24 protein-coding genes are annotated in these 23,659 nt (G+C 71.1%); 14 read left to right on the top strand and 10 right to left on the bottom strand.

From position 1 onward, the window contains the following. Positions 1-41 precede the first annotated feature (41 nt). Positions 42-1,166, bottom strand: coding sequence for an AI-2E family transporter (locus tag AVW09_RS09340; protein WP_231901813.1), 1,125 nt, complete (start codon positions 1,164-1,166; stop codon positions 42-44). Positions 1,167-1,231: 65 nt separating this feature from the next. Between AVW09_RS09340 and AVW09_RS09335 the strand changes: the two genes are divergently transcribed. The 4 genes from AVW09_RS09335 (at position 1,232) to AVW09_RS09320 (ending at position 5,070) form a co-directional block, all read left to right on the top strand. Continuing rightward, entirely contained in the window at positions 1,232-1,537 is a 306-nt protein-coding gene (locus tag AVW09_RS09335) for a chorismate mutase (protein WP_063257822.1), read from the top strand. 306 nt (positions 1,538-1,843) lie between these two features. Beyond that, positions 1,844-3,181, top strand: coding sequence for a quaternary amine ABC transporter ATP-binding protein (locus tag AVW09_RS09330; RefSeq protein WP_063257821.1), 1,338 nt, complete (start codon positions 1,844-1,846; stop codon positions 3,179-3,181). Continuing rightward, positions 3,181-4,065 (top strand): ABC transporter permease, encoded by an 885-nt coding sequence (locus AVW09_RS09325; RefSeq protein ID WP_063257820.1) that lies wholly within the window; start codon positions 3,181-3,183, stop codon positions 4,063-4,065. The genes AVW09_RS09330 and AVW09_RS09325 overlap by 1 nt, the downstream gene beginning before the upstream one ends. Before the next feature lie 99 nt (positions 4,066-4,164). Further along, positions 4,165-5,070, top strand: coding sequence for a glycine betaine ABC transporter substrate-binding protein (locus AVW09_RS09320; protein WP_063257819.1), 906 nt, complete (start codon positions 4,165-4,167; stop codon positions 5,068-5,070). A gap of 24 nt (positions 5,071-5,094) precedes the next feature. On the opposite strand, the gene AVW09_RS09315 is transcribed toward AVW09_RS09320, so the two are convergent. Beyond that, on the bottom strand, positions 5,095-5,841 hold the full coding sequence (locus tag AVW09_RS09315; protein ID WP_063257818.1) for a YqjF family protein: 747 nt from the start codon (positions 5,839-5,841) through the stop codon (positions 5,095-5,097). Between the two features lie 80 nt (positions 5,842-5,921). On the opposite strand from AVW09_RS09315, the gene AVW09_RS09310 reads away from it, so the two are divergent. Further along, positions 5,922-6,149 carry a DUF3253 domain-containing protein gene (locus tag AVW09_RS09310; RefSeq protein ID WP_231901812.1) on the top strand — a complete coding sequence of 76 codons (228 nt, stop codon included), beginning with the start codon at positions 5,922-5,924 and terminating at the stop codon, positions 6,147-6,149. A gap of 51 nt (positions 6,150-6,200) precedes the next feature. Here the strand turns inward: AVW09_RS09310 and AVW09_RS09305 are convergent, their stop codons facing one another. After that, entirely contained in the window at positions 6,201-6,920 is a 720-nt protein-coding gene (locus tag AVW09_RS09305) for a hypothetical protein (RefSeq protein ID WP_063257816.1), read from the bottom strand. A gap of 9 nt (positions 6,921-6,929) precedes the next feature. Next, entirely contained in the window at positions 6,930-7,847 is a 918-nt protein-coding gene (locus AVW09_RS09300) for a hypothetical protein (protein ID WP_063257815.1), read from the bottom strand. A gap of 186 nt (positions 7,848-8,033) precedes the next feature. Here AVW09_RS09300 and AVW09_RS09295 point away from each other — a divergent pair, with 186 nt between their 5' ends. Both AVW09_RS09295 and AVW09_RS09290 read left to right on the top strand, forming a co-directional pair. After that, the gene (locus tag AVW09_RS09295) at positions 8,034-9,299 is read left to right on the top strand and encodes a TrkH family potassium uptake protein (RefSeq protein WP_063257864.1); all 1,266 of its coding nucleotides are present in this window, start codon (positions 8,034-8,036) and stop codon (positions 9,297-9,299) included. Next, positions 9,292-9,987, top strand: a complete 696-nt coding sequence (locus AVW09_RS09290) for a potassium channel family protein (protein WP_063257814.1) — start codon at positions 9,292-9,294, stop codon at positions 9,985-9,987. The genes AVW09_RS09295 and AVW09_RS09290 overlap by 8 nt, the downstream gene beginning before the upstream one ends. Positions 9,988-10,053: 66 nt before the next feature. On the opposite strand, the gene AVW09_RS17940 is transcribed toward AVW09_RS09290, so the two are convergent. After that, a complete protein-coding gene (locus AVW09_RS17940; protein WP_197462598.1) occupies positions 10,054-10,191 on the bottom strand; it encodes a hypothetical protein in 138 nt (45 codons plus the stop codon). Positions 10,192-10,230: 39 nt separating this feature from the next. Next, positions 10,231-12,570, bottom strand: a complete 2,340-nt coding sequence (gene purL / locus AVW09_RS09285; protein WP_063257813.1) for a phosphoribosylformylglycinamidine synthase subunit PurL — start codon at positions 12,568-12,570, stop codon at positions 10,231-10,233. 245 nt (positions 12,571-12,815) lie between these two features. On the opposite strand from purL, the gene AVW09_RS17935 reads away from it, so the two are divergent. Further along, a complete protein-coding gene (locus AVW09_RS17935) occupies positions 12,816-13,664 on the top strand; it encodes a hypothetical protein (RefSeq protein ID WP_082822905.1) in 849 nt (282 codons plus the stop codon). A 70-nt stretch (positions 13,665-13,734) separates the two neighbouring features. Here the strand turns inward: AVW09_RS17935 and AVW09_RS09280 are convergent, their stop codons facing one another. Next, complete coding sequence (locus tag AVW09_RS09280) at positions 13,735-14,748, bottom strand: hypothetical protein (protein WP_197462597.1); 1,014 nt, start codon at positions 14,746-14,748, stop codon at positions 13,735-13,737. Between the two features lie 61 nt (positions 14,749-14,809). Here AVW09_RS09280 and AVW09_RS09275 point away from each other — a divergent pair, with 61 nt between their 5' ends. Continuing rightward, a complete protein-coding gene (locus tag AVW09_RS09275) occupies positions 14,810-15,388 on the top strand; it encodes a TetR/AcrR family transcriptional regulator (protein ID WP_063257812.1) in 579 nt (192 codons plus the stop codon). A gap of 265 nt (positions 15,389-15,653) precedes the next feature. Here AVW09_RS09275 and AVW09_RS09270 read toward each other — a convergent pair whose 3' ends face one another. Continuing rightward, entirely contained in the window at positions 15,654-17,975 is a 2,322-nt protein-coding gene (locus AVW09_RS09270; protein WP_063257811.1) for an FdhF/YdeP family oxidoreductase, read from the bottom strand. Between the two features lie 57 nt (positions 17,976-18,032). After that, positions 18,033-18,911 carry a formate dehydrogenase accessory sulfurtransferase FdhD gene (gene fdhD, locus AVW09_RS09265; RefSeq protein ID WP_063257810.1) on the bottom strand — a complete coding sequence of 293 codons (879 nt, stop codon included), beginning with the start codon at positions 18,909-18,911 and terminating at the stop codon, positions 18,033-18,035. Positions 18,912-19,116: 205 nt separating this feature from the next. Here fdhD and AVW09_RS09260 point away from each other — a divergent pair, with 205 nt between their 5' ends. The 3 genes from AVW09_RS09260 (at position 19,117) to AVW09_RS09250 (ending at position 21,122) form a co-directional block, all read left to right on the top strand. After that, on the top strand, positions 19,117-19,698 hold the full coding sequence (locus tag AVW09_RS09260) for a hypothetical protein (protein WP_063257809.1): 582 nt from the start codon (positions 19,117-19,119) through the stop codon (positions 19,696-19,698). Between the two features lie 72 nt (positions 19,699-19,770). Beyond that, the gene (locus AVW09_RS09255; protein WP_063257808.1) at positions 19,771-20,508 is read left to right on the top strand and encodes a YcnI family copper-binding membrane protein; all 738 of its coding nucleotides are present in this window, start codon (positions 19,771-19,773) and stop codon (positions 20,506-20,508) included. Positions 20,509-20,510: 2 nt separating this feature from the next. Beyond that, positions 20,511-21,122, top strand: coding sequence for a copper resistance CopC family protein (locus tag AVW09_RS09250; protein WP_063257807.1), 612 nt, complete (start codon positions 20,511-20,513; stop codon positions 21,120-21,122). Positions 21,123-21,484: 362 nt separating this feature from the next. On the opposite strand, the gene AVW09_RS09245 is transcribed toward AVW09_RS09250, so the two are convergent. Further along, positions 21,485-21,973, bottom strand: coding sequence for a DUF1990 domain-containing protein (locus tag AVW09_RS09245; protein ID WP_063257806.1), 489 nt, complete (start codon positions 21,971-21,973; stop codon positions 21,485-21,487). Positions 21,974-22,119: 146 nt separating this feature from the next. Here AVW09_RS09245 and AVW09_RS09240 point away from each other — a divergent pair, with 146 nt between their 5' ends. Together AVW09_RS09240 and AVW09_RS09235 are read left to right on the top strand one after the other, a co-directional pair. Beyond that, positions 22,120-23,334 carry a molybdopterin molybdotransferase MoeA gene (locus tag AVW09_RS09240; RefSeq protein WP_197462596.1) on the top strand — a complete coding sequence of 405 codons (1,215 nt, stop codon included), beginning with the start codon at positions 22,120-22,122 and terminating at the stop codon, positions 23,332-23,334. Next, on the top strand, positions 23,331-23,659 hold a 329-nt coding region (locus AVW09_RS09235), incomplete at its 3' end, for an NTP transferase domain-containing protein (RefSeq protein ID WP_156496042.1). The genes AVW09_RS09240 and AVW09_RS09235, both read left to right, overlap by 4 nt.

The raw sequence follows: 23,659 nt of genomic DNA, 5'->3' as shown, positions 1-23,659 counted from the left end.
TTCCTGTGGATAACCCTGTCCAGGCCCGATGCGCTGAGCTCCTACTTCTTGGCATCCTGTCGCGGGATGATGATCTGCTTCACGATCAGCAGCAGCGAGGCCGTCACGGGGATCGCGACGAGGGCGCCGAGGAGGCCGAGCAGCGTGCCGCCGACGAGCGCGCCGATGACGACGAGCGACCCCGGGACCGAGATGGTCCGGCTCATGACGCGCGGCGTCAGCACATATGCCTCGACCTGCATGTAGATCAGGTAGACCGCGGCGAAGATGAGGCCGGCCGTCGGATCGACGATGAGCGTGAACACGGTGGCGGTCGCCCAGAAGAGCACAGAGCCGACCAGCGGGATCAGCGTGATGCCGAAGGCCAGCGCCGCGAGGAGCGCCGCGAACGGCTGTCCGACGATCGTCAGGACGATGAACCCGAACACGGCGTTGATCAACGCCAGAACGACCATGCCCGACAGGTAGCCGCCGACCGAGTCGGTGATCTGCCCGGTCATCTCGGACACCGTCTCGCGATTGCGGGCCGGGGTCAGGCGCACGAGCGAGTTCTTCATCGACGGCAGGGATGCCAGGAAGTACAGGCTCAAGACGAGCACGATGATCGCTCCGGAAATGCCCGTCGCGATGTCGATCCCGACGTGGAGCAGTCCGCCGCCGATCGCCGTCAGGTTGGCCGGGTTGGTGAAGAACGTCTGCACCTCTTTGAGGATGTCGCCGAGGCTGTCGCCGAAGTTTGTCTCGACCCACTTCACGGCATCGCTGTTGATGGCGTCGTTGATGAAGTTCGGAAGATCCGTGATGAACTGGGAGATCTGCCGTACGACCGGGGGAATCAACAACCACAGGGCCCCGGCCAGAACGACCGCGAGCCCGCCGAACACGATGACGATGGCCCACGCCCGCGAGATGCCGCGTCGCACGAGTCGCCGCACGATCGGGTCGAGCGCGAGCGCGATGAACAGCGCGATCGCGATGTAGATGAGCACGGTCGACAGGTTCGACAGCGCCAGCCCCAGGAGGATCGCCGTCAGCCCGCCGAGGGTGAGGAAGAACCCGGCGGCGTAGGGTCGGGCGATCGCCGACCACACGGGGCGGTCACGCGACGTGACCTCGCCGGCGTTGGCGCCGACGGCGGAAGGATCGGGGTGCGACGAGCGGCTCATGGTCACACTGTAGGGGTCCACGGTCGCGCACCGCGGGGCGCGATAGGGTCGCATCCGGAGGAGCCATGACCGACGCCGACCCGACCACGATCCTGCAGGGCCTGCGGGGCAGCATCGACAACATCGACGCCGCGCTGATCTTCCTGCTCGCCGAGCGCTTCCGCTGCACCAAGCAGGTCGGCGTTCTCAAGGCAGAGCACGGGATGCCGGCATCCGATCCGGCCCGCGAGGAGCAGCAGATCGCGCGGTTGAAGCGTCTGGCCGGCGAGGCCGACCTCGATCCCGAGTTCGCGGAGAAGTGGTTCAACTTCGTCGTCGCCGAGGTCATCCGGCACCACCGGTCCGCCGCGGGCGCACCCTCCGACGACTGACGCGACACGCCCGGGCAACCCGACGCGGGCGCCTCTGCGCCGCGCCGAGCCACGCGCCCGCGCGTGCCATGGGCAGCCGCAGAACGCAAGCCGAGGCCCGGTTTGCCAGGCGATCCATCAGCGTGAAACGGTAGAGGAGGCCCCTTGCGGGGCCGCTCACCCGACCAGTCCGCGGTCGCCGGTGCCGACTCGGGGGAGTCGCGCCGCGAGCGTACGGTCGGCGGCCAGGACCCGGATCCGACATCCGGTGTCGGAGCGCTCGCACCCCCCGGTGAGCGCCGGACGGCTGCCACCCGGGCGTGACCGATGCGGCCACCCGAGGCCGCCCAGGTGCACACAGTGACCCCTCCGCATGCTCTCGCGGCGAAGAACCTCTTCAAGGTCTTCGGCCGCTCCCCACAGTCCGCCGTCGAGAAGCTCCGCGCCGGCGCGCGGCGCGACCAGCTCGGCGACACCGGAACCGCCGCCGTCATCGACGCGAGTTTCGACGTGAAGCCCGGCGAGATCTTCGTGATCATGGGCCTTTCCGGCTCCGGGAAATCCACCATCATCCGCATGCTCAACGGTCTGCACGACGCCACGGCCGGCACCGTCGAGGTGCAGGGCGACCCGCTCACCGGCGTGAGCCCCGCCCGCCTGCGCGCGCTCCGCCGAGAGCGCATCGCGATGGTGTTCCAGCGCTTCGCGCTGCTGCCCCACCGCACGGTGGCAGCGAACGTCGCGTACCCGCTCGAGATCCGCGGCGTCGGCAAGGCCGAGCGCCTCGCGAAGGCGAACGAGATCCTCGCGCTCGTGGGGCTCGAGGGCTGGGGCGAGAAGCTCCCCTCGGCCCTGTCCGGCGGGATGCAGCAGCGCGTCGGCATCGCCCGCGCGCTCGCCGCCGACACCGACATCCTGCTCATGGACGAGGCGTTCAGCGCACTCGATCCGCTCATCCGCCGCGAGATGCAGGAGCAGCTCCTCGAGCTGCAGCGGACGCTGAAGAAGACGATCGTCTTCATCACCCACGACCTCAACGAGGCGATGTTCCTCGGCGACCGCATCGCGGTCATGCGCGACGGGCGGATCGTCCAGATCGGCACCCCCGAGGACATCCTCACCGACCCCGCCAACGACTACGTCGAGCAGTTCGTGCAGGACGTCGACCGTGCCCGCGTGCTCACTGCGGCGAACGTCATGGAGCGTCCCCGTCCCCGGGTGGATGCCGCCGCCGGACCGCGCACAGCCCTGCGACAGATGCGCGACGCCTACATGTCGGCCGTGTACGTCACCGACCGCGACCGGAAGCTCCTCGGCATCGTCACCGACCGGGACGCCGTGAAGCTCGTGCGCGCGGGGGAGAGCTCGCTGCTCGGACGCCTCAAGCCCGTGCCCCACAGCGTCCGCGAGGACGAGGTGCTCATGAACCTGTTCGTGCCCGCCGTCGAATCGCCGCTGCCGCTGGCCGTCGTGGATGCCGAGGGGCGCCTCACCGGCGTCATCCCGCGTGTCACGCTCCTTGCCGCGCTCGGCCCCGGACCCACCGCCACCGAGGAGATCACCGTGCTCCCGCAGCCCGTGCCCTCCGCCGAGATCGATGCGGTGCTCGCCGATGCGGGTGATGCCTCCCACCCGGTGGCATCCGGAATCGAGGGGGTGCGCTGATGGACGGGTTCCGTATCCCTGTCGGCACCTGGGTCGACGCGGGCGTCGACTGGCTCCGCGACAACCTCTCGGGGCTGTTCGACGTCATAGCCGTGGTCGTCCGCTTCCTCGTCGTGGGCCTCAGCGACGTGCTGCTGGCCGCGCCGATCATCGTCGTGATCGTCGTCGCCGCGCTGCTGGCGTGGCTCCTCCGCTCGTGGAAGCTCGCGCTCGGCACCGTCGTCGGCTTCGCGCTGATCCTCGCCATGGGGCAGTGGGTGACCGCGATGCAGACGCTCGCGCTCGTCGTCGTGGCGGCGGCCGTCGCCGTGGCGATCTCGGTGCCGCTCGGCATCTGGTCGGCGCGCAACCCCGCGGTCCGGGCCGTGATGAAGCCGGTCCTCGACTTCATGCAGACGATGCCCGCGTTCGTGTACCTCATCCCCGCGATCACCTTCTTCAGCATCGGCGTCGTCCCCGGCGTCGTCGCGACGGTGATCTTCGCGCTTCCGCCCGGCGTGCGGCTGACCGAACTCGGCATCCGGGGAGTGGATGCCGAGACCGTCGAGGCCGGACACGCGTTCGGCGCCACGCCCGGGCAGATCCTCCGTGGCATCCAGCTCCCGCTCGCGATGCCGACGATCATGGCCGGGGTCAACCAGGTCATCATGCTCGCGCTGTCGATGGCGGTCGTGGCCGGCATGGTCGGCGCCGATGGCCTCGGCAAGGAGGTCGTGCAGTCGATCTCGACGGTGAACCTGCCCAAGGGCGTCGAGGCCGGGCTGAGCGTCGTGATCCTCGCGGTGTACCTCGACCGCCTGACCGCCGCCCTCGGCACGCGCGCCGCGAACACGTCGTCGCTTCTGGCCGCGCTGTCCCGCCGTCGCACGCTGCTGCCGGCCTAATCCTGCCTGCGTGAGGGGTCAAGAAGTGTCGCCACGGAGCCCTCGAAGCGACAGAAATTGACCCCTCACGCGCCGAAAAACCAGAAAGAGAGCACTCCCATGAAGAAACAGCGACACCTCGCAGCAACCCTCGCGCTCGGCGCGGCAGCGGCCCTCGCGCTCGCGGGCTGCACCAGCGGCAACCAGGCCGAGGGCGGCTCAGGCGAAGGAGGGGGCAAGGGCACGATCACGCTCGGCTTCCTGCCCTCGTGGACCGACGGCCTCAGCACCGCGTACCTCCTCGAGGATCAGCTCGAGAAGCTCGGCTACACCGTCAAGATGCAGACGCTCACCGAGGCCGGCCCGCTGTACGCCGGACTCGCGCAGGGCGACGTCGACATCTACCCGTCGGCGTGGCCCGAGCTGACGCACAAGTCCTACATGGACACGTACGGCGATTCGATCGAAGACCTCGGGTCGTACTACGACAATGCGAAGCTCACGATCGCGGTGCCCAGCTACGTCGACATCGACTCGATCGACCAGCTTCAGGCGAACGCCGCGCGCTTCGACGGCAAGATCTACGGCATCGAACCTGGTGCGGGTCTGACGAAGCAGACGCAGGAAGTCGCGATGCCGGGCTACGGTCTCGACGGCGACTTCGAACTCGTGACCTCCTCGACCGCGGCGATGCTCACCGAGCTCGACAACGCGATCGCGGCGCAGAAGGACATCGCGGTGACCCTGTGGCGTCCGTTCTGGGCCAACGACGCGTACGACGTGAAGGACCTCGCCGACCCGCAGGGCCTCATGGGCGACCCGGAGAAGCTCCACTTCCTCGGCACGGCCGGCTTCGCCGAGAAGTACCCGGATGCCGCTGACCTCATCGCCGGCATCCAGCTCGACGACGCCCAGTACGGCTCGCTCGAAGACCTCGTCGTCAACGAGTACGGCGAGGGTCGCGAGGCCGACGCCGTCGACGCGTGGCTGGAGCAGAATCCCGCGGCGTACCCCACGCAGCGCTGATCCTCCTCGAAAGCCCCTTCCGCTTCAGGCGGAGGGGGTTTTCGCGATCGCGCGCGCGGCGGTGAAGCGGGTGCGGAAGCCCGGGTGTCCGGCGGGCATCGCGAGCACCGAGTCGGGGGTGCGTCCGCGCAGCCGCGGGAAGCCGGCATCCGCCACGAGGTCGTCGTCGAGCACCTCGAGATCGGCCGTGACGAGCGGCCACGGCTCGTGGGTGTTCGCGGCCCAGATCGTGCGGCCGAGGTGCCGCTCGTGGAAGCCCCAGCGCGCGGTGAGGAAGCGCGACAGCGCGGTGTCGACGGGGTCGGTGCCGAGGCGCGCCCGCAGGCGGGTACCCGGATGCCGCCCGCCGTGGCGCCGCGACCGGTATTCGATGAGCGGCCCGTCGGTGCGCACCCCCGCCCGCGCCCAGCGGTACGGCAGCCCGAACAACGCGCGCGCCGCGAGCACGGGCGCGAGGTGCTCGGCCTCGAGCGTGCGGAAGACGACCCCTCGTCGGCCGGCCTCATCCACGGCGTAGGTGCGGACGTTGATCTCGGTGAACGTCCCGAGCAGCGGCACCGGCGGGAGTGGCAGGAACCGGAACTCGCTCAGCACGAACGGCACCAGCCCCACCCACGCCGACCCGTCGTGCACGTCGGGTCGTGTCCCGGCGGGGAGCATCGGCGCGACGTCGGCCGGATCGACGCGCCAGTGCACGAAGACCGCACGGTTCCATCGCTGCTCGATGACGGCGCGGCCGGGGAGGGCGGGGGCATGGCGTTCGAGAGGCACGGCCCGATTCTGGCCCCCACGCCCGCGCGCGGAGGGGCACTGGACACATGCCCCCCTCGTCTGCTGCGGACCCTCGGCTCGTGGCATCCATCCGCTCCCTGCTCGCGCAGCGGGCGGACGGCGCGACGATCTGCCCGTCCGAGGCGGCGCGCGCGGTCGGCGGCGACGAGTGGCGCGACCTCATGCAGCCGGCGCGCGATGCCGCGCGCGAGCTGGTCGAGGCGGGGGAAGTCGAGGTCACGCAACGCGGCGAGATCGTCGATGTGACCACGGCGCGGGGGCCCGTGCGCATCCGCCGCGCGCGCTGAGGCGGCGTCGCGTCGAGGTTCGCGGATCGGCGTCCGCGACGAACGGTGGCGTCAGACGGCGGGTTCGGGCGGCGTCGGTGAGGCGGGACGCGGCAGTTCGAGCGCGACCTTCTTCTCCAGGTTCTCGACGGCCTCGTCGCTCAGCCAGATGAGTCCGTCGAGCTCCTGCCGGACGCGGCGGTAGGCGACCTGCCGCTCGTTCGGGGTCGCCGCCTGGTCGACCGCGACGCCGAGCAACTGCTGAGCGGTCTCGAGGCGCTTGCGCTCCTCGGGGGTGAACGCCGCCGCCTTCACACGCCGTGCGTCGCGCTCAGCCACCTCGAACGCGACTTCGTAGTCGGTCACGGCGTCGCGGTACTCGGCGAGACGCTCGGGCGTCGGCTTCTCACCCGCGGCGGGGCGAAGGTTGTCGGCGACCTTCTTCGCGCGCAGGAATGCGGCGGTGAGGGGCTGGCGGCCGTCGCTCATCGCGGGGTAGGAGATGAGCTTCGAGACGTCGAGTTCGTAGTCGAGCCAACGATGCGTGATGTCGTCGTGTCGCGCCTGCGCTCGGGCCAGGTCGTCGCCCACTGCAGGGGCTTGGACGACCGGGGAGGGCGCCGATGCCGTGACCCCGCTCTGCACCCGCATCAGTTCGAGCTGCTCGCGGTGGCGGCGTCGGGCGGAGAGCTCGCGCTGCTTGTTGACGGTGCCGATCGCACCCATCGTCATGCCGAACAGCGGGAACACGAGCCACCAGTAGTGCCCGGCGAACTGCAGGAATTCGTTCACATCGCCACGCTACGCGTCCGGGTCGTTCTTGCGCGCACGCTTGGTGTGGCGCTCGTTCCACGACTTGGATGCCGCCTTCCCCATGTTCTCCATCGACCAGGCCAGAGCCCGTTGCGCCTGCTCGGCCCAGTCCGACGCCATCCGCCCCCACGCGTCGGCGGGATCCACCGGGGGACCGTCGTCTCGCCCACGGCGCGCGGCGCGTTCGGCCCGCTCGAACGCGTGGGTCAGCGCGCGGACGGCGTCGCGGTAGGCGAGGAAGTCGGCCGGTTCGAGCCGCGAGGTCGTCGACGCCGGGCGCAGCCACTGCGCTCGCTCGTGAGCGCGGAGGAACTCCGCCAGGAGCGGCGACGTCGGATCGCTCATCACCGGGAAGTCGATCGCGAGCGCCGGGTCGGTCTCGTACGCCATCCAGCGCACGAGCACCGCGTCGTGCTCGGCGAACAGCCGCTCGACGGGCAGCGGAGCACTGCCCGCGCGGATCGCGGGCAGCATCGCCTTCGCCGCGCGTACGGCGGCGCGACGCGCCCGGATCTCGGCCGAGGCCGCCCGCAGTTCGCGTTGCGCCGCGGTGAGGCGGGCCCGCGCCGAGGAGACCGCGTCGGAGGAGACTCGCGATGCCGCCCGCTCGGCCTGGGCGCGCATGACCTCGGCATCCGCGATCTTCACCTCGGCCCGGCCGCGGGTGACGGCGTGGCGCGACCTCTGCAGATCGAGAAGGGCCGCGTCGAATTCGAGGCGCCGGGCGGCGGACTTGCTGAGCGGGCGATTCGCCCACGCCCGCGCGGAGCGATCGGTCGTGGAGGCACCCGCGGGGAGAGCGCGCCGGCGCGTGCTGCGCACGCCGATCCAGCCGACGGTGCCAGCACCGGCAGCAGCGGGGCCTATCCACCACCAGTCGGCGATCAGCGCCAGGAGCGGTTCCACGCCCTCATGCTACGACGGTGTGCCGACAAGCGCCTGAGTCGCCCGGTCGGCCGCCGAGCGGGGGTGTGAGATCGTTGCTCGGTGAGATTCCGGCGATCCGCGGGGCGCGGCAGCGTGGGCGCCGGCGTGCTCTGGCGACTCACGCCCGGGCGGGCCATCGTCCTCGCGTTCGGCGGTGTCCTGGCCATGGGCACGGGTCTGCTGAGCCTTCCCGTCTCGACTCAGGGGCGCGGGGCGACCTTCATCGAGGCCCTGTTCACCGCCACCAGCGCGCTGTGCGTCACGGGGCACATCATCGTCGACACGGCGACCTTCTGGTCGCCGTTCGGTCAGGTCGTGATCATGGTGCTCATCCAGATCGGCGGCCTCGGCGTCATGTCCCTCGCGACCCTGCTCGGGTTGCTCGTGGCTCGGCGGCTCGGCCTGCGTACGCGCCTGACGGCGGTGAGCGAGACGCACACCGTCGCGGTGGGCGATGTGCGTCGGGTCCTCCTCGGCGTCGCCACCATCACCGTGATCGCCGAGGTCGTGGTGGCGATCCTGCTCGCGGGACGATTCGGACTTGGGTACGGCGAGCCCCTCGGTCGAGCGCTCTGGCTCGGCGCGTTCCACGCCGTGTCCTCCTTCAACAACGCGGGCTTCGCCCTCTTCAGCGACAACCTGATGTCGTTCGCGACCGACCCGTGGATCTGCCTGCCGATCTGCGCCGCGATCATCCTCGGCGGTCTGGGGTTCCCGGTGATCATGGAGCTGCGTCGGCGGATCCGCTTCCCGCGTCGGTGGACCCTGAACACCGTGACCGTCGTCACCGGCACCATCGTCCTGCTCGTGGCCGGGGCGGTCGCCCTCACGGCGCTCGAGTGGTCGAACCCGGCGACTCTCGGGCCCATGGACCCGGCCGGGCGCGTTCTCGCCGGGTTCACGATGTCGGTGATGCCGCGCACCGCGGGATTCAACTCGATCGACGTGTCGCAGATGCACGGGGCCAGTTGGTATGTGACGGACATCCTCATGTTCATCGGCGGTGGCCCGGCGGGAACGGCCGGCGGACTCAAGATCACGACGTTCGCCGTCCTGCTGTTCATCATCGTGGCCGAGTTGCGCGGCGACACGGCGGTCAACATGTTCGGCAAACGTCTCCCTCGGTCCACCCACCGCGAGGCGCTCACCGTGGCGCTGCTGTCCCTGGCGTTGGTGGTCGGCTCGACGCTCGCCATCATGGTGATGAGCCCGTTCGGTCTCGACCGCGTCCTCTTCGAAGTGATCTCCGCGTTCGCTACCGTCGGGCTGTCGACGGGCATCACCGCAGACCTTCCCGCCGTCGCCCAGCTCATCCTCATCGTGCTGATGTTCATCGGCCGACTCGGCCCCGTCCTGCTCGGCACCGCCCTCGCGTTGACCCGAGAGAAGCGCATGTACGAACTCCCGAAGGAGCGTCCGATCATTGGATAACGCAGCCCCCTTCTTCCGTCGCCGCCGCACACGTGAGAACGCATCCTCCATCGCGGTCATCGGTCTCGGGCGCTTCGGCGGAGCGCTCGCGATCGAGCTGGCCCGCTCGGGCACCGAAGTGCTCGGCATCGACACCGACGAAGACATCGTCCAGTCCATGAACGGCGTGCTCACCCACGTCGTGCGCGCGGACTCCACGAAGCAGGTGGCCCTGGAGCAGCTGGGTGTTCTGGACTTCGACCGGGTCGTGGTGGGCATCGGCACAGACATCCAGGCCAGCATCCTGACGACGTCTCTGCTCAAGCGGATGGGCGTGCGGTCGATCTGGGCGAAGGCCATCAGCGAGCAGCACGGACTGATCCTCGAGCAGCTCGGTATCGAGCACGTCGTCTATCCCGAGGCGGACATGGGCCGACGGGTGGCGCACCTCGTCCGCGGCGCGATGCTCGACTACGTCGAGTTCGACAAAGACCTCGTGGTCGCGAAGACCGTCGCGCCCCGGGAACTGGAGGGGATGACTCTCCAGCAGGCCGGTGTGCGTCGTCGCCACGGTGTGACGATCGTGAAGATCAAGGGCGCCGATGGGGAATGGCGTCCCGCCGGCGCCGACTCGGTGGTGTCGGCCGGTGATCTGCTCATCGTCATCGGCCCGGTCGAGCAGACGGAGCGGTTCGCCGCCCTCCTCTGACCCGGGGGGTGCCTCGCGGCCGGGCGCCGAGGTGTCGCGTCGTGACCGGCGGGGCCGTCGGACGCGTCAGCCGAACAGCAGCGTCAGCACCGTCGCGCCGCCACCCGTCAGGATCAGGGCGCCGATCACCACCCACGCGGTGATCTTGACGCGGTGCTGACGGCGCGCGTCGAAGTCCGCCATGTCGTCGTCGTGATCGGCCATCGGCGACTCCTTCTCGTTGGGCGGGTTCCCCCGGACGGCTCAGGCGACGGGCTCGGTGACCGTCGGACCGAAGACGCCCGGAAGGGTCTCGGTCGACAGTCGACGCAGCTCCGACACCGGAACCGTGAACACGTCCTGGATCTCCAGCGTCGCCTCGGCGCCCGGCTCGACGTCGGTCACGCCGATGCGCAGCACCGGGTAGCCGCGGCCGTCGCACAGGCCACGGAACTTCACGTCCTCCTCGCGCGGCACGCTCACGAGCACGCGGCCCGTGGACTCGCTGAACAGGGCGGCGGTGGCATCCACTCCGTCGCGCTCCATGAGCTCGGTGAGCCAGACGCGCGCGCCGACGCCGAAGCGCATCACGCCCTCGGCGAGGGCCTGCGCGAGACCGCCCGACGACAGGTCGTGGGCGCTGGAGACGAGCGACTGCGAACCCGCGGCCTGCAGCAGCTCGGCGAGCTTGCGCTCCTGCGCGAGGTCGACCTTCGGCGGGCGGCCGCCGAGGTGGTCGTGGATGGTCCCGGCCCACTGCGAGCCGTCGAGCTCATCGGCGGTGACGCCCAGCAGGTACAGGTTCTCGCCGGCATCCTGCCATCCACTCGGGATGCGCGCGGCGACGTCGTCGATGATGCCCATGACGCCCACCACGGGGGTCGGGTGGATCGGCTGGTCGCCGGTCTGGTTGTAGAACGACACGTTGCCGCCCGTGACCGGGATGCCGAGTTCGAGGCATCCGTCGGACAGACCCTCGACGGCCTGGCTGAACTGCCACATGACCTCGGGGTTCTCGGGGCTGCCGAAGTTCAGGCAGTCGGTGACGGCCGTCGGTACGGCGCCGGTGACGGCGACGTTGCGGTATGCCTCGGCGAGGGCGAGCTTCGCGCCGGTGTACGGGTCGAGCTGGCAGTAGCGGCCGTTGCAGTCGGTGGCGATCGCGAAGCCGAGGCCGGTCTCCTCGTCGACGCGGATCATGCCGGCGTCGTCGGGGAAGCTCAGCGCCGTGTTGCCGAGCACGTAGTAGTCGTACTGGTTCGTGATCCACGAGGTGTCGGCGAGGTTGGGGCTCGCGACGAGGGTCGTGAACTGCGCGCGGAGGGTGTCGGCATCCGTCGCCCGGGGGAGCTTCGCGGCGGAGTCTTCGTTCAGCGCGTCGATCCAGGTCGGGTACGCGACCGGACGCTCGTACACGGGGCCGTCGACCGCGACGGTCGAGGGATCGACGTCGACGATGCGCTCGCCGTACCAGTCGATGACGAGGCGGCCGTCACCGGTGACCTCGCCGAGCACGCTCGTCTCGACGTCCCACTTGCCGACGACGGCGAGGAACGCGTCGAGCTTCTCGGGAGCCACGATCGCCATCATGCGCTCCTGGCTCTCGCTCATGAGGATCTCCTCGGGCGTGAGCGACGGGTCGCGCAGCAGCACCTTCGACAGCTCGACCTTCATGCCGCTGTTGCCGTTGGCGGCGAGCTCGCTCGTGGCGCACGAGATGCCCGCGGCACCGAGGTCCTGAATGGCTTCGACGAGGTCGTCGCGGTACAGCTCGAGGCAGCACTCGATGAGCACCTTCTCGGCGAACGGGTCGCCCACCTGCACCGCGGGACGCTTGGTGGGCCCGCCGTCGGCGAAGGTGTCGGATGCCAGGATGCTCGCGCCGCCGATGCCGTCGCCGCCCGTGCGGGCACCGAACAGCACGACCTTGTTGCCCGCGCCGGACGCGTTGGCGAGCTTGAGGTCTTCGTGGCGGAGGACGCCGACCGCGAGGGCGTTGACGAGCGGATTGCCCTGATACACCGAGTCGAACACCGTCTCGCCGCCGATGTTCGGCAGGCCCAGGCAGTTGCCGTAGAAGGAGATGCCGCTCGTGACGCCGTGGACGACGCGCGGGGTGTCGGGGTGGTCGATGGCGCCGAAGCGGAGCTGGTCCATGACCGCGACCGGGCGCGCACCCATCGAGATGATGTCGCGGACGATGCCGCCGACGCCGGTCGCCGCACCCTGGAAGGGCTCGATGTAGCTCGGGTGGTTGTGCGACTCGACCTTGAACGTGACCGCCCAGCCGTCGCCCACGTCGACGACGCCGGCGTTCTGGCCCATGCCGACCATGAGGCGCGTCTTCATCTCGTCGCTGACCTTCTGGCCGAACTGGCGCAGGTAGATCTTGCTCGACTTGTACGAGCAGTGCTCGCTCCACATGACGGAGTACATCGCCAGCTCGCCGCTCGTGGGGCGGCGGCCCAGGATCTCGCGGATCTTCGCGTACTCGTCGTCCTTGAGGCCGAGGGCGCCGTACGGCTGGTCCTTCTCGGGGGTCGCGATCGCGTTCTCGACGGTGTCAGCGAGAGCTGTACGGGCGGCGGGGTTCGGGGTGGTCACGCGGCTGAGCTCCAAGAATCGCAGGGGCCGGACGGGGACAGTCTAGTTGCGCGTGTCGGGCGGCGCGGCGGGCGGGCGCAGCGCGCAGGGGGGGCGGGCCGCCCTGTCGCGTTGGCTCGGTGATTCGCGCAACCTCAGTCGGTCTGCGGGAATCGGACTGAGGTCGTGCAGATCACTGAGGTTGCGCAGCGCGGCGGGGCGACGGCGGCGCCTCCCGCCGCCCCGCGGCCTGATTGGATGGGCTCGTGCGCCTCTCCCCCCGCCGCGTCTGTGCCGTTCCGTCGATCGGCGTCGCCCTCGCGCTCGCGGGCTGCGCGGTCGTCGCGGCACCGTCCTCCTCGCCGTCGCCGAATCCCTTCGTCGCGCTGTGCGCGGAACCGGTCGTCAAGACGTGCGGCACCGACCCCGTGCCCGCGGGGATCACGATCACCGACGCCGCCGCCGCCGCCGATGTGCTCGCTTTCGCCGACGAGGTGCAGGAGGCGATCGCCGATGGGACGAACGAGCTCACCCTGCACGCCGATGCGCCCGATGCGCCGCGGATCGACCCCGAGGTGTCGCCGGAGCCGAAGTGGCAGTACACGCTGCGGCCGGGCGGCCGCACCGATGGGCTGGCCGACATCCTCGCGGCCGCCGCTGTGCCCGGCGCTCTCGGGATCTCCGCCGACGAAGGGTGGCCCTCGGCTGTCGCGGCAACCCTGGACGATGTGGAGCCGCTCATCGTCGCGCTCTCGCAGACACGGCTGTTCTCCGACGGCGGCACGTTCACCGTGCCGTCGACCGACGAGCACTTCCGCATCGTCTACGTCCCGTCGCGCACCTCCATGGACGGCGTGCGCGCGATGATCGCGATCGCCCGGGACTACCCGGATGCCGAGGTCCTCCTCGAGGCGCCCACGATCGGTCCCCAGCACCCCACGTTCTACGTCTCGCGGTTGACGGCCGAGCAGGTGTCCGCGGTCGACGCGCGGTTGCGCGACCCGAAGCTGGCGACGGCGAGCGCCGATGGCATCCCTCTGGAATACGTCCTCGGGTCGGCCGGCGAGCAGGGCACGACCTACGTGAGCGGCACGTTCGGCGGCGTCACCGGCTGAGCGGGGCCGCGCCACCGGCCGGCCGCGCCGACGCCCGCGGCGCGTCACCGCGGGGCCGGGCGCCGTGGGGTCACTCCGGGAGGTGGACGACCTCGCGGCTGCGCCAGTGGCCGATCGCGCTCAGCACGACACCGATGAGCGCCCACGCCGCGAGCACGAGCCAGGGCTGGGTCGTGTCGGCCGCGGGGAAGTAGCCGAGGTCACGGATGAGCGTTGCGGAGGCGCCCGGTACGAAGAACTGGCCGACCCCGCCCCACGGCGCCGCGAGGAACTGGACCGGCATGCTCGCCGCCGACAGCGGGTTGCCGATCAGCATCGTCGTCACGGCACCGACTGCGATGCCGGGAGGGCCGATGAGGGCATTGAGCCCCACGATGAACGACGCCGTGCCGAGCATGGCGAGGGCGACGCCTGCGATGAGGGGGAGAGCGTCGCCCGGCAGGATGCCGAACCACGTGTGCGCGATGAGGGTGACGGCGGTCCCCGCGACGGCCGCGTACACGACGAGGGCCGTGATCCGTCGGGCGACCCCGGTCACGAGCAGGGAGATCAGGATGCCACCGGCCAGGCCACCCAGGACGAGCGGGAAGCCGATCGCGACGATGCCCGCACCGTTGGGGTCAGCGTCCACGAGGGGGACGACGTCGGTGACGGTGACCGTGACGGCCGTGGGGTTCTGCCCCATCGCCGCGAGTTGCGCGGACACCTGCGCCTGCAGGCCTTGCGCGACCCCGCGGAGCGCGGTGGCCACCGCCGGACTCGCCGCCGTCGCGAGGAGCACTTCGGGCTGCTTTCCGGCAATGACCGCGCCGTAGACCTCCCGTCGCTCGATCGCGTCGATCGCGGCATCCCGGTCGTCGTAGGTCGTGGGTGCGAACACGCCGTCGGCGTTCTTCGCGAGGCCGTCCTCGACCTGGGCGATCGCGGCGGGGTCGCCGACGACGGCCAGCGGGATGTCCTTGGCGGATGCCGTGGCCACCGGCCACAGGAACGCGAGGACGATCAGCGTGACGGCGACGGCGGCGCCGACGGCGATGGCGAGGGAGCGGGCCCAGTGGGTGGGCGGATCGACGCGGGTCGACATGGGGCCTCCAAAAAGAATGAGCGTTCTGTGTGGCACTATACAGAACGGGTACTCTGTTTGTATGCCCAGGCTCACGGAAGCGTCCTCGCAGGCCCGCCGCGACGAGATCGTGGCCGCCGCGATCCGGGTCATGGAGCGCAAGGGGCTCACGCGCACGGCGATCGCCGACATCTCCGCCGAGTCCGGGCTCTCGACCGGCTCGATCTACTCGCACTTCGAGAGCAAGGGGCAGATCGCGCTTTACGCCGCGAACACCGTGATCGGGGCCCGCGAGGCGAACATCGCGGCCGCAGGCACCGTGCCGCGCTCGCCGCGGGACCTCGTGGCCGGCTTCCTCCGCGGATTCGACGAGGACGGTACCCCCGCCTCGGTCGTCCTGCAGATGTGGGCGGAAGCCGCGGTCGACCCCGAGATGAAGGAGCTGATCACCCACATCGTGGGACGCATCCGCCGCGCCTACGAGGAAGCCCTCGGTCCGTGGGTGGCCGAGCATCCCGGCACGGATGCCGCGAACCTCAGCCTGCACATGGTCGCGCTCGCCCAGGGGTACATCGTGCAGCGCGCGTTCGGGGTGAGGCTCACGTTCGAGGAGTATTGCGCCGGTCTGCGTGCGGTGCTCGGGGCCGAACCCCTGGCGTGAGACGGCGTAGGCGCTCGCTCGGTGATTCGCGCAACCTCAGTTGCGTTGCCGGGATTCGCGCTGAGGTGGTGCGGATCGCTGAGGTTGTGCGGCATGCGGTGCGGGTCGTCTCGACCCTGGATGCCGAGGGACTGCGGCCCGCGCTCGCTCAGTGATCCGCGCAACCTCAGTCGCGATGCCGGGATTCGCGCTGAGGTGGTGCGGATCGCTGAGGTTGTGCCGGGCGCACAGAGGCGCGGCACGCGTCACGCGGCACGGGATCCGGTCAGGCGGTCTTCGCGACGCGCACGCGCAGGCTCTTCATCAGCGGCTGATCGCTCTGGCGGCTGTAGTCGTCGGGGCCGAGGAGCACGTTCATCTCGGGGAAGTACCCGGCGGCGCTGCCGCGCGGGGTGTCGTACTCCAGCGCGCGGAACGCCGTGATGCTGCGCACCGAGCCGTCGCGCGAGGTGGCCACGATGTCGACGAGGTCGCCCTCGGCGATGCCGCGGTCCCGCATGTCCTTGCGGTTCATGAAGATCAGCTCGCGGATGTTGCGGACGCCGCGGTAGCGATCGTCGGCCGAGTAGATCGTGGTGTTCCACTGGTCGTGCGAGCGCATGGTCTGCAGCACCAGCACGTCGGAGTCGGCCGGGATGACATCGGGCAGCTCGGCGGTCGAGAACTCCGCCTTGCCCGACGGCGTGCGGAAGTCGCGCTCGCGCGCGGGCTGCGGGATGCGGAAGCCCCAGTGCTGGCGGACGAGTTCGTTGAAGCCCTCGAACCCGGGCAGCACCTTCGCCATCGTGTCGCGGATACGGTCGTAATCGCCGACGTACCACTCCCACGGCGTCTTCGAGTCGGGCATGGCCGCGCGGGCCATCCGCGCGATGATCGCCGGCTCGCTGAGGAGGTGCGGTGACGCGGGCTTGCGCGACCCGAGCGAGAGCATGACGGAGCTCATGGCATCCTCGGTCGAGATCGACTGCGGACCGGACTCCTGCTCGTCGCGCTCGGTCCGGCCGAGGCACGGGAGGATCAACGCGGCCTTGCCGTGCGTGAGGTGGCTGCGGTTGAGCTTGGTGCTGACGTGCACGGTGAGTTCGCAGCGGCTCATGCCTTCGGCCGTGAGTTTCGTGTCGGGAGCGGCCCGCACGAAGTTGCCGCCCATGCCGACGAACACCTTGAGGTCGCCGCGGTGGAGGGCCGCGACCGTGTGCACGGTGTCGAGTCCGGGATCGCGGGGCGATCGGATGCCGCAGACCTCGTCGAGCTTCGCGAGCCACTCCTCCGTCGGCTTGTGGTTGATGCCGCACGTGCGGTTGCCCTGCACGTTGCTGTGGCCGCGCACCGGCGACGGCCCGGTGCCGAGGCGCCCGACGTTGCCGCGCAGGAGCAGGAGGTTGACGATCTCGCGGACCGTGTCGACACCGTGCTCGTGCTGGCTGACGCCGAGGCACCAGCTGATCACGGTGCGCTCCGACGCGAGGTAGATGTCGGCGGCGGCGCGGATCTCGGTCTCGGTCAGGCCGGCCTGCGTGACGAGGGCGTCCCACGGCGTCGCCTCGACGAGCGCGCGATACGCCTCGGAGTCGTGGGTGTAGCCGTCGAGGAAGGCCTGGTCGAGCACCGACGGGTCGCGGTCCGCCGCCTCGAACACGACCTTGGCCATTCCGCGGATGAGAGCCAGGTCGCCGCCCGGGCGTACCTGCAGGTTGAGGGTGCTGGTGGGGTGGTCGTGGAACGTCGCCATGTCGACGATCTCGTGCGGCACGATCGTGCGGGTCGCGGCGACCTCGCGCAGCGGGTTCACGTGCACGACCTGCGCACCGCGCTCGACGGCCTCGGCGAGGCTCGTGAGCATGCGCGGAGCGTTCGAGGCTGCGTTGACCCCCAGCACGAACAGCGCGTCGCAGTTCTGCCAGTCCTCGAGGTCGGCCGTGCCCTTGCCGGTGGCGAGGGATGCCGTGAGCCCGCGGCCCGAACCCTCGTGGCACATGTTCGAGCAGTCGGGAAGGTTGTTCGTGCCGAGCTCGCGCGCGAAGAGCTGGTACAGGAACGACGCCTCGTTGCTCAGGCGCCCCGAGGTGTAGAAGGCGGCCTGGTCGGGGCTGTCGAGACCCTGCAGGTGCTGCGCGATGAGGCGGAACGCGTCGTTCCACGAGATCGGCACGTAGTGGTCGGTTGCGGCGTCGTATGCCATCGGACCGACGAGGCGACCGGCATCCTCGAGGGCGAAGTCGGTCCATTCGGCGAGCTCGGACACGGAGTGCTCGGCGAAGAACTCCTTGCCGACGCGCTTGTGGGTCATCTCCCACGTGACGTGCTTGATGCCGTTCTCGCAGATGTCGAGGGCGACGCCCTTGTCGTCGGGCCACGCGCACCCGGGGCAGTCGAAGCCGCTCTTCGGGTGGTTCATCGTGAACATGGCCTTGGTGCCGGCGATCGGCTGACGCTGCTCGAGCAGGACCTTGCCGACCGTCATCGCCGCGCCCCATCCGGCGGCCGGATGCGTGTACTCGCCGGTGCTCGCCCAGTCGCCTGTCACCGCGGGGCCGAGGCCACCCTGGCGCGGTGCATCCTTCATCAGCCCGAACGCGTCACCCATGTGCACCCTCCGATGGTTTCGGCGCCGAGTCGGTGGCATCCATCCGCGCGCCCTCGGTCAGCGTACGCCGGAGGTCTCGGCGAGAGCGGGGGTTGTGGATGGAACGAGGATGCGATCCGGACGTGTGTAGAGATTCATGCTGCCGCCGCGGACGAACCCCGCGACGGTGAGTCCCGCGCGTTCGGCCAGTTCGATCGCGAGCGACGACGGCGCGGACACCGCGGACAGGATCGGGATGCCGGCCATCACGGCCTTCTGCACGAGCTCGAAGCTCACGCGGCCCGAGACCTGCAGCACGGTTCCGCGCAGCGGCAGTCGGTCGTTCAGCAGCGCCCAGCCGACGACCTTGTCGACGGCGTTGTGGCGCCCGACGTCCTCGCGCACGACGAGCAGCTCGCCGGACGCGACGTCGAAGAGCGCCGCCGCGTGCAGCCCGCCGGTCTTCTCGAAGACCTTCTGCCCCTCGCGGAGCCGGTCGGGGAACCCCGCGAGATCGACGGCCTCGACCTGGATGCCATCCCCCGACACGTCGTAGCACGACACCTTCTCGACGGCCTCGATGGATGCCGTGCCGCAGACGCCGCACGAACTCGTGGTGTAGAAGTTCCGGGCGATGTCGGGGGAGGGGAGCGTCACGCCGGGAGCGAGCGTGAGGTCGAGGACGTTGTACGTGTTGCCGTCCGCGCCGCCGGTTCCCGGCCCGCCGCAGTGGATCGCCCGCGCGAACTGGTCGCCGCGGTGGATGACGCCCTCCGACACCAGGAATCCGGCCGAGAGTTCGACGTCGTGCCCGGGCGTGCGCATCGTCACGGACAGCGGGGAACCTGCGACCCGGATCTCGAGCGGCTCCTCGACGGCGACGGTATCCGGTCGCTGTCGGTTCACGCCGTCGAGCGTGATGCGCGTGACGCGACGCGAGACGGTCAGGCGGCCCATGTCAGGACCGGCCGGGCGAGGAGGGGGTCATGGGTCGAGCGTACGCCCGGGGTCCGACATCGAGGCGGGCTTGTCGGCTCCGCGCGGCCACGTCGGGTGCGAGCGGCGTCGCGCCGTCCGGGATCGCCACCCGCGACCCGCTCCCGGCGGCTCGGTGTCCGACCCGTGTGGTGGAATGGCGGGGAACGTCTTCGAGAGGACCGGCATGTCGGCGAGAGCGGGGCGCGCCCGTCGCGCGGTACGCGGCGTTTCCGCCGCCGTGCTCGCGACGTTCGTCGCGACGCTGTCGCACTCCGTCGCCGCCGGCAATCTCCCCGCGGTGCTCAACGTCGTGCTGGCCCTGAGCCTGGCTTCGCCGCTGTGCATCGCACTGGTCGGTCGCACCGCCTCGTGGTGGCGGCTGTCGGTGGCGATCACCGCCAGCCAGCTGCTCTTCCACACCCTGCTCGCGCTGGACCTCAGCGGGCCGGTCGCGGTCGCGCACCAGCACGGGGCCGTCGCGCTCGCGGCCTCCGGGCACGCGCACGGCCTGACGGGCACCGAATCGCCCTGGATGTGGGTCGCGCACGCGTTCGCCGCGGCCGTGACGGTTCTGGCGCTCGGTTCGGGCGAGCGCGCGCTGCGCGCGGTCGCGGGGCTCCTCTCCGACACGTTCCGCGCGCTCGTCCCGTTCGCGGCGCCGCGCCCCCGCGTGGCGCCCCGGGTGCGTCCGGAGCCGCCGCTGCTCACGGTCGGCATGACCGTGCTGTCGGTGATGAGGCATCGGGGTCCGCCGCTCGCGGCGTAAGACCCTCTCCTCTTCACCCTTCGCGCTTCGGCGTGCGATCACGCCTGCGCACATTCGCAGAAAGCAGCATTCATGTCCCGTACCCTTTCGCGCGCCCTCGCGGGCGCGGCCGTCGGCCTCGCCCTCGTCCTGGGCGTTCCCCTCGCGGCATCCGCACACGTCACCGTCAACCCGAACACCGCCACCCCGGGCAGCTACGCCACGGTCAACTTCCGCGTCCCGACCGAGTCCGAGACGGCCTCGACCGTGAAGGTCGAGGTCATCCTCCCGACCGACACCCCGTTCACGGCGGTGCTCGTCCAGCCGGTTCCCGGCTGGACCGCGACCGTCGAGAAGGGCGCTCTCCCCGCGCCCGTCGAGGTCGACGGCAACACGATCAGCGACGGACCGCTGAAGATCGTCTGGCAGGCCGACCCCGGAGTGGGCATCGGCCAGGACCAGTTCCAGAACTTCTCGGCCGTGCTCGGCCCCGTGCCCGACACCGGCCACGTCGTTCTGACCGCGGTGCAGACGTACTCCGACGGTGAGGTCGTGAACTGGTCGGCCACCCCCGACGAGGTCGCCGCCGACGACACGCTCGAGCCCGCTCCGGTGCTGTACATCAACGACGCTCCGCCGGCCACGGGCCACGGCGCCTCGCACGACACCGCCACGGCGGCCCCCGCCGACGACCACGACATGGCCGCGGCGTCGTCCACGGACGGTTCCGCCGGCGCGGCGCTGGGCCTCAGCATCGCGGCGCTCGTCATCGGGATCGGTGGCGCGGTGCTCGGGGCGCTGGCGTTCGCCCGTCGCCCGAAGAAGGCCTGATCGTGCGCGCGCTCACGGCGCCTCGGCGTCGAGTCGGCGTCCTCGGCCTCATCGTCGCCGCGGCCGCCGTGGGCGCTGCGCTCGGCGGGGCGCAGGCCGCGTCGGCGCACGACAGCCTGGTCTCGGCGACCCCGGCGGCGGACGCGACGGTCTCGGCCGCCGCGGACGTCACGCTCACCTTCAGCGCCAACCTCCTCGGCGCTGACGGCGGGAACGAGGTCATCGTGGTCGGACCCGACGCCCGCCACTACGAGACCGACTGCACCGCGTTGGCCGGGCCCACGCTCACGACCCCGGTCGAGCTCGGGCCCGCGGGCGACTACCAGGTGACCTGGCGGGCGGTGTCGTCCGACGGCCACCCCGTCTCGGGCACCTACCGGTTCACCTACGCGCCCGCCGCGGGCGCGCCCGTCGCCACCGGATCCGAGGCCTCTCCCTGCGCGAGCGTCGCCTCGCAGCAGGCGGAGGCGGCCCCGGATGCCACGGCCCCCGCGGCCGCGCCCTCCGGTCTGGTCATCGGCCTGTCGGTCGGCGGCCTCGCGGTCATCGTGGTCGGCGTCGTCGTGGTGCTGCTCGTCCGGCCGCGCCGGAAGGACGACGCGGGCGACGAGTGACGCTGGGCGGGGAGGGGCTGTCCGGCTCCTCCCCGCTGGCGTCGGCCGGTGGCATCCGGTGTGCACAACTCCTGCGCATTCGTGCGGGACAGGGGGTGGACGTGGGTCGGTGTCGGGTTTGCCGGAGTTGTGCGCGGTGTCGGCCGGTGGCATCCGGTGTGCGCAACTCCTGCGGGCTCGCGTGGGACAGGGGGTGGACACGGGTCGGTGTCGGGTTTGCCGGAGTTGTGCGCGGCCCGTGGCATCCGGTTCCGGTGCACGACGAAGGAAATCCGTGTCCCGGGGCAGCCCTCGGCGGCCCGAAAGGGTCGAATGTCCTTCGTTGTGTCCGCGCCGCCCGGCGTGCGGCGGGGCGCGGTGCGTCAGCGCGTCGGGGAATCCAGGGTGCAGAGGTACCGTGCCGTCATGCGCCGCTGGATCGCGCGGTTCAGCGGCCATGCCAGTCGCGTGAACCAGCGCCCCGGACGCGAGAACGCCGTGATCGTGAAGGTCACCTCGCCCGTCGGGGCCAGGGCCAGCTCGAAGCGTTCCTCGCCGCTCTCGGGGTGCCCCGGCAGCGAGCCGTACGCGAATCCCGCGTGCTGATCGTCGCGCTCCGCCCACACGACCAGACACGGGATGCCGAACGGGCCGAGCCGCATGTCGATGCGGGTTCCGACGCGCAGGGGCGTCTCCGACATCCGCACGGTCGCGCCTGCCCGTCGCTGCACCGCGCCGCACAGCAACGCATCGGCCGCCTGTTCGAACGCGAAGCGGCCTCGCCCGATCACGCGTTCCGCGCGCACGTGGTGGTACCCGGGCGGCAGCACCCCCGCCGTCGCCCCGATCTCGGGGTAGGTGAGGTCGCTCATGCCGCACACCGTACTCGCGCGCGGGCCAGCGGCGGCACGGCTTGTGCCAAGGGGAGGACCCGGGGCGAAGGGAGGACCGACGCACCCCGCTCTCCGCTCGTCACGCGCCGAACCGGATGCCACGACCCGACGCCTACGCTGAGGGAATGCCTGTGATCGCGGTCTCCACGCACCTCGCCGCGATCCTCTCGGCGGTCGAGCCGCTCGCCCCGGAGCAGCGGCCCCTGGAGCGTGCCCGCGGCCGCGTGCTGCGGCATCCGGTGCACGCCGCCGTCGACGTGCCGGGGTTCGACAACTCGGCCATGGACGGCTTCGCCGTGCGGATCGACGACCTCGCGACCGTTCCCGTGACGCTGCGGGTCGTGGCGGACCTGCCCGCCGGGGCGTCGCAAAACCCCGCCCTGCGACCGGGAGAAGCGGCCCGCATCATGACCGGTGCCCCCGTACCGACGGATGCCACGGTCGTCGTGCCGTTCGAGGACACGCGCGACGGCCTCGTCGGCTCGCTGTCCGAGACCACCGTGCTCGTGGCTCCGCGCGGGAGCGGCGCGCACATCCGCCGCCGCGGGTCGGACACGCCCGCGGGGGCCGCGGTCGTCCCCGCCGGCGTGCGGCTGACGGCCGCGCGGATCGCCGCGATCGCGGCATCCGGAACCGCTTCCGTCGAAGTCGCGCGGGCACCGAGGGTCGCCGTGGTGTCGACCGGGTCCGAGCTCGTCGCCCCCGGGATGCCGCTGGGCCACGGACAGATTCCGGAGTCGAACAGCTTCCTGCTCGCGGGCCTCGCCGAGGAGGCGGGGGCCGAGGTCGTGCTGCGCGCGAGCGTCGGCGATGAGGGCGACGGACCGCGGGCGTCGATCGCCGAGGCCGAGCGCCTCGGGGCGGACGTCGTGGTCTTCTCGGGTGGGGTGAGCGCGGGCGCGTACGAGGTCGTGAAGAACAGTCTCGGCGACCTGCTGTCGTTCGTGCAGGTCGCGATGCAGCCCGCGCGACCCCAGGGTTTCGGACGCACCCCGGCGGGCACGCTCGTGTTCGGCCTACCCGGCAACCCGGTGAGCGCTGCGGTGTCGTTCGAGGTGTTCGTCCGCCCCGCGCTGCGGGAGTTGGAGGGCGAGGTCGACGACGTTCGCGCGGTCGTCCGGGTCCCGCTCGCCGAGGGATGGCGCGTGCGCGTCGACCGCCTGCAGTACGTTCCCGTGCGGCTGGACCGGACGGATCCCGCCGCGTGGCGCGCCGTCCCACCCGCGCCCGGAACCCGCGGATCCACCCGCGGCCTCGGTGACGCGGACGGCTACGCCGTGATCCCGCCGGGCGACCGCGACCTCGAACCCGGCGACCTCGTGGAGGTGAGGATCGCGTGAGGCTCGACGCGATCCTGCTCGCCGGGGGCCGCGGCGCGCGCGTCGGCGGGGCCGTGAAACCGCTGTTCCGCCTCGACGGCGAGACGCTCCTCGCCCGCGCGGTGGCGGCGGCCCGGAGCGTCGGGGCGGCGCGGATCGTCGTCGCGGCCCCCGTTCTCGCGCCCGACCTCGACGTGACCTGGGTCCGGGAGGACCCCCCGTTCGGCGGCCCCGTCGCCGCGGCCGTCGCTGCGCTGGCCCTCGTCGAGGCCGACGAGACGTTGCTGCTCGCGTGCGACCTCGTCGATCCCGCGACAGCGGCGGGCGCGCTGCCGCCGATCCCCGC

The sequence above is a fragment of the Microbacterium sp. T32 genome, assembly GCF_001619615.1.
In the GTDB taxonomy this organism is placed as follows: domain Bacteria; phylum Actinomycetota; class Actinomycetes; order Actinomycetales; family Microbacteriaceae; genus Microbacterium.
This window is presented reverse-complemented; position numbering and strand designations above follow the sequence as displayed.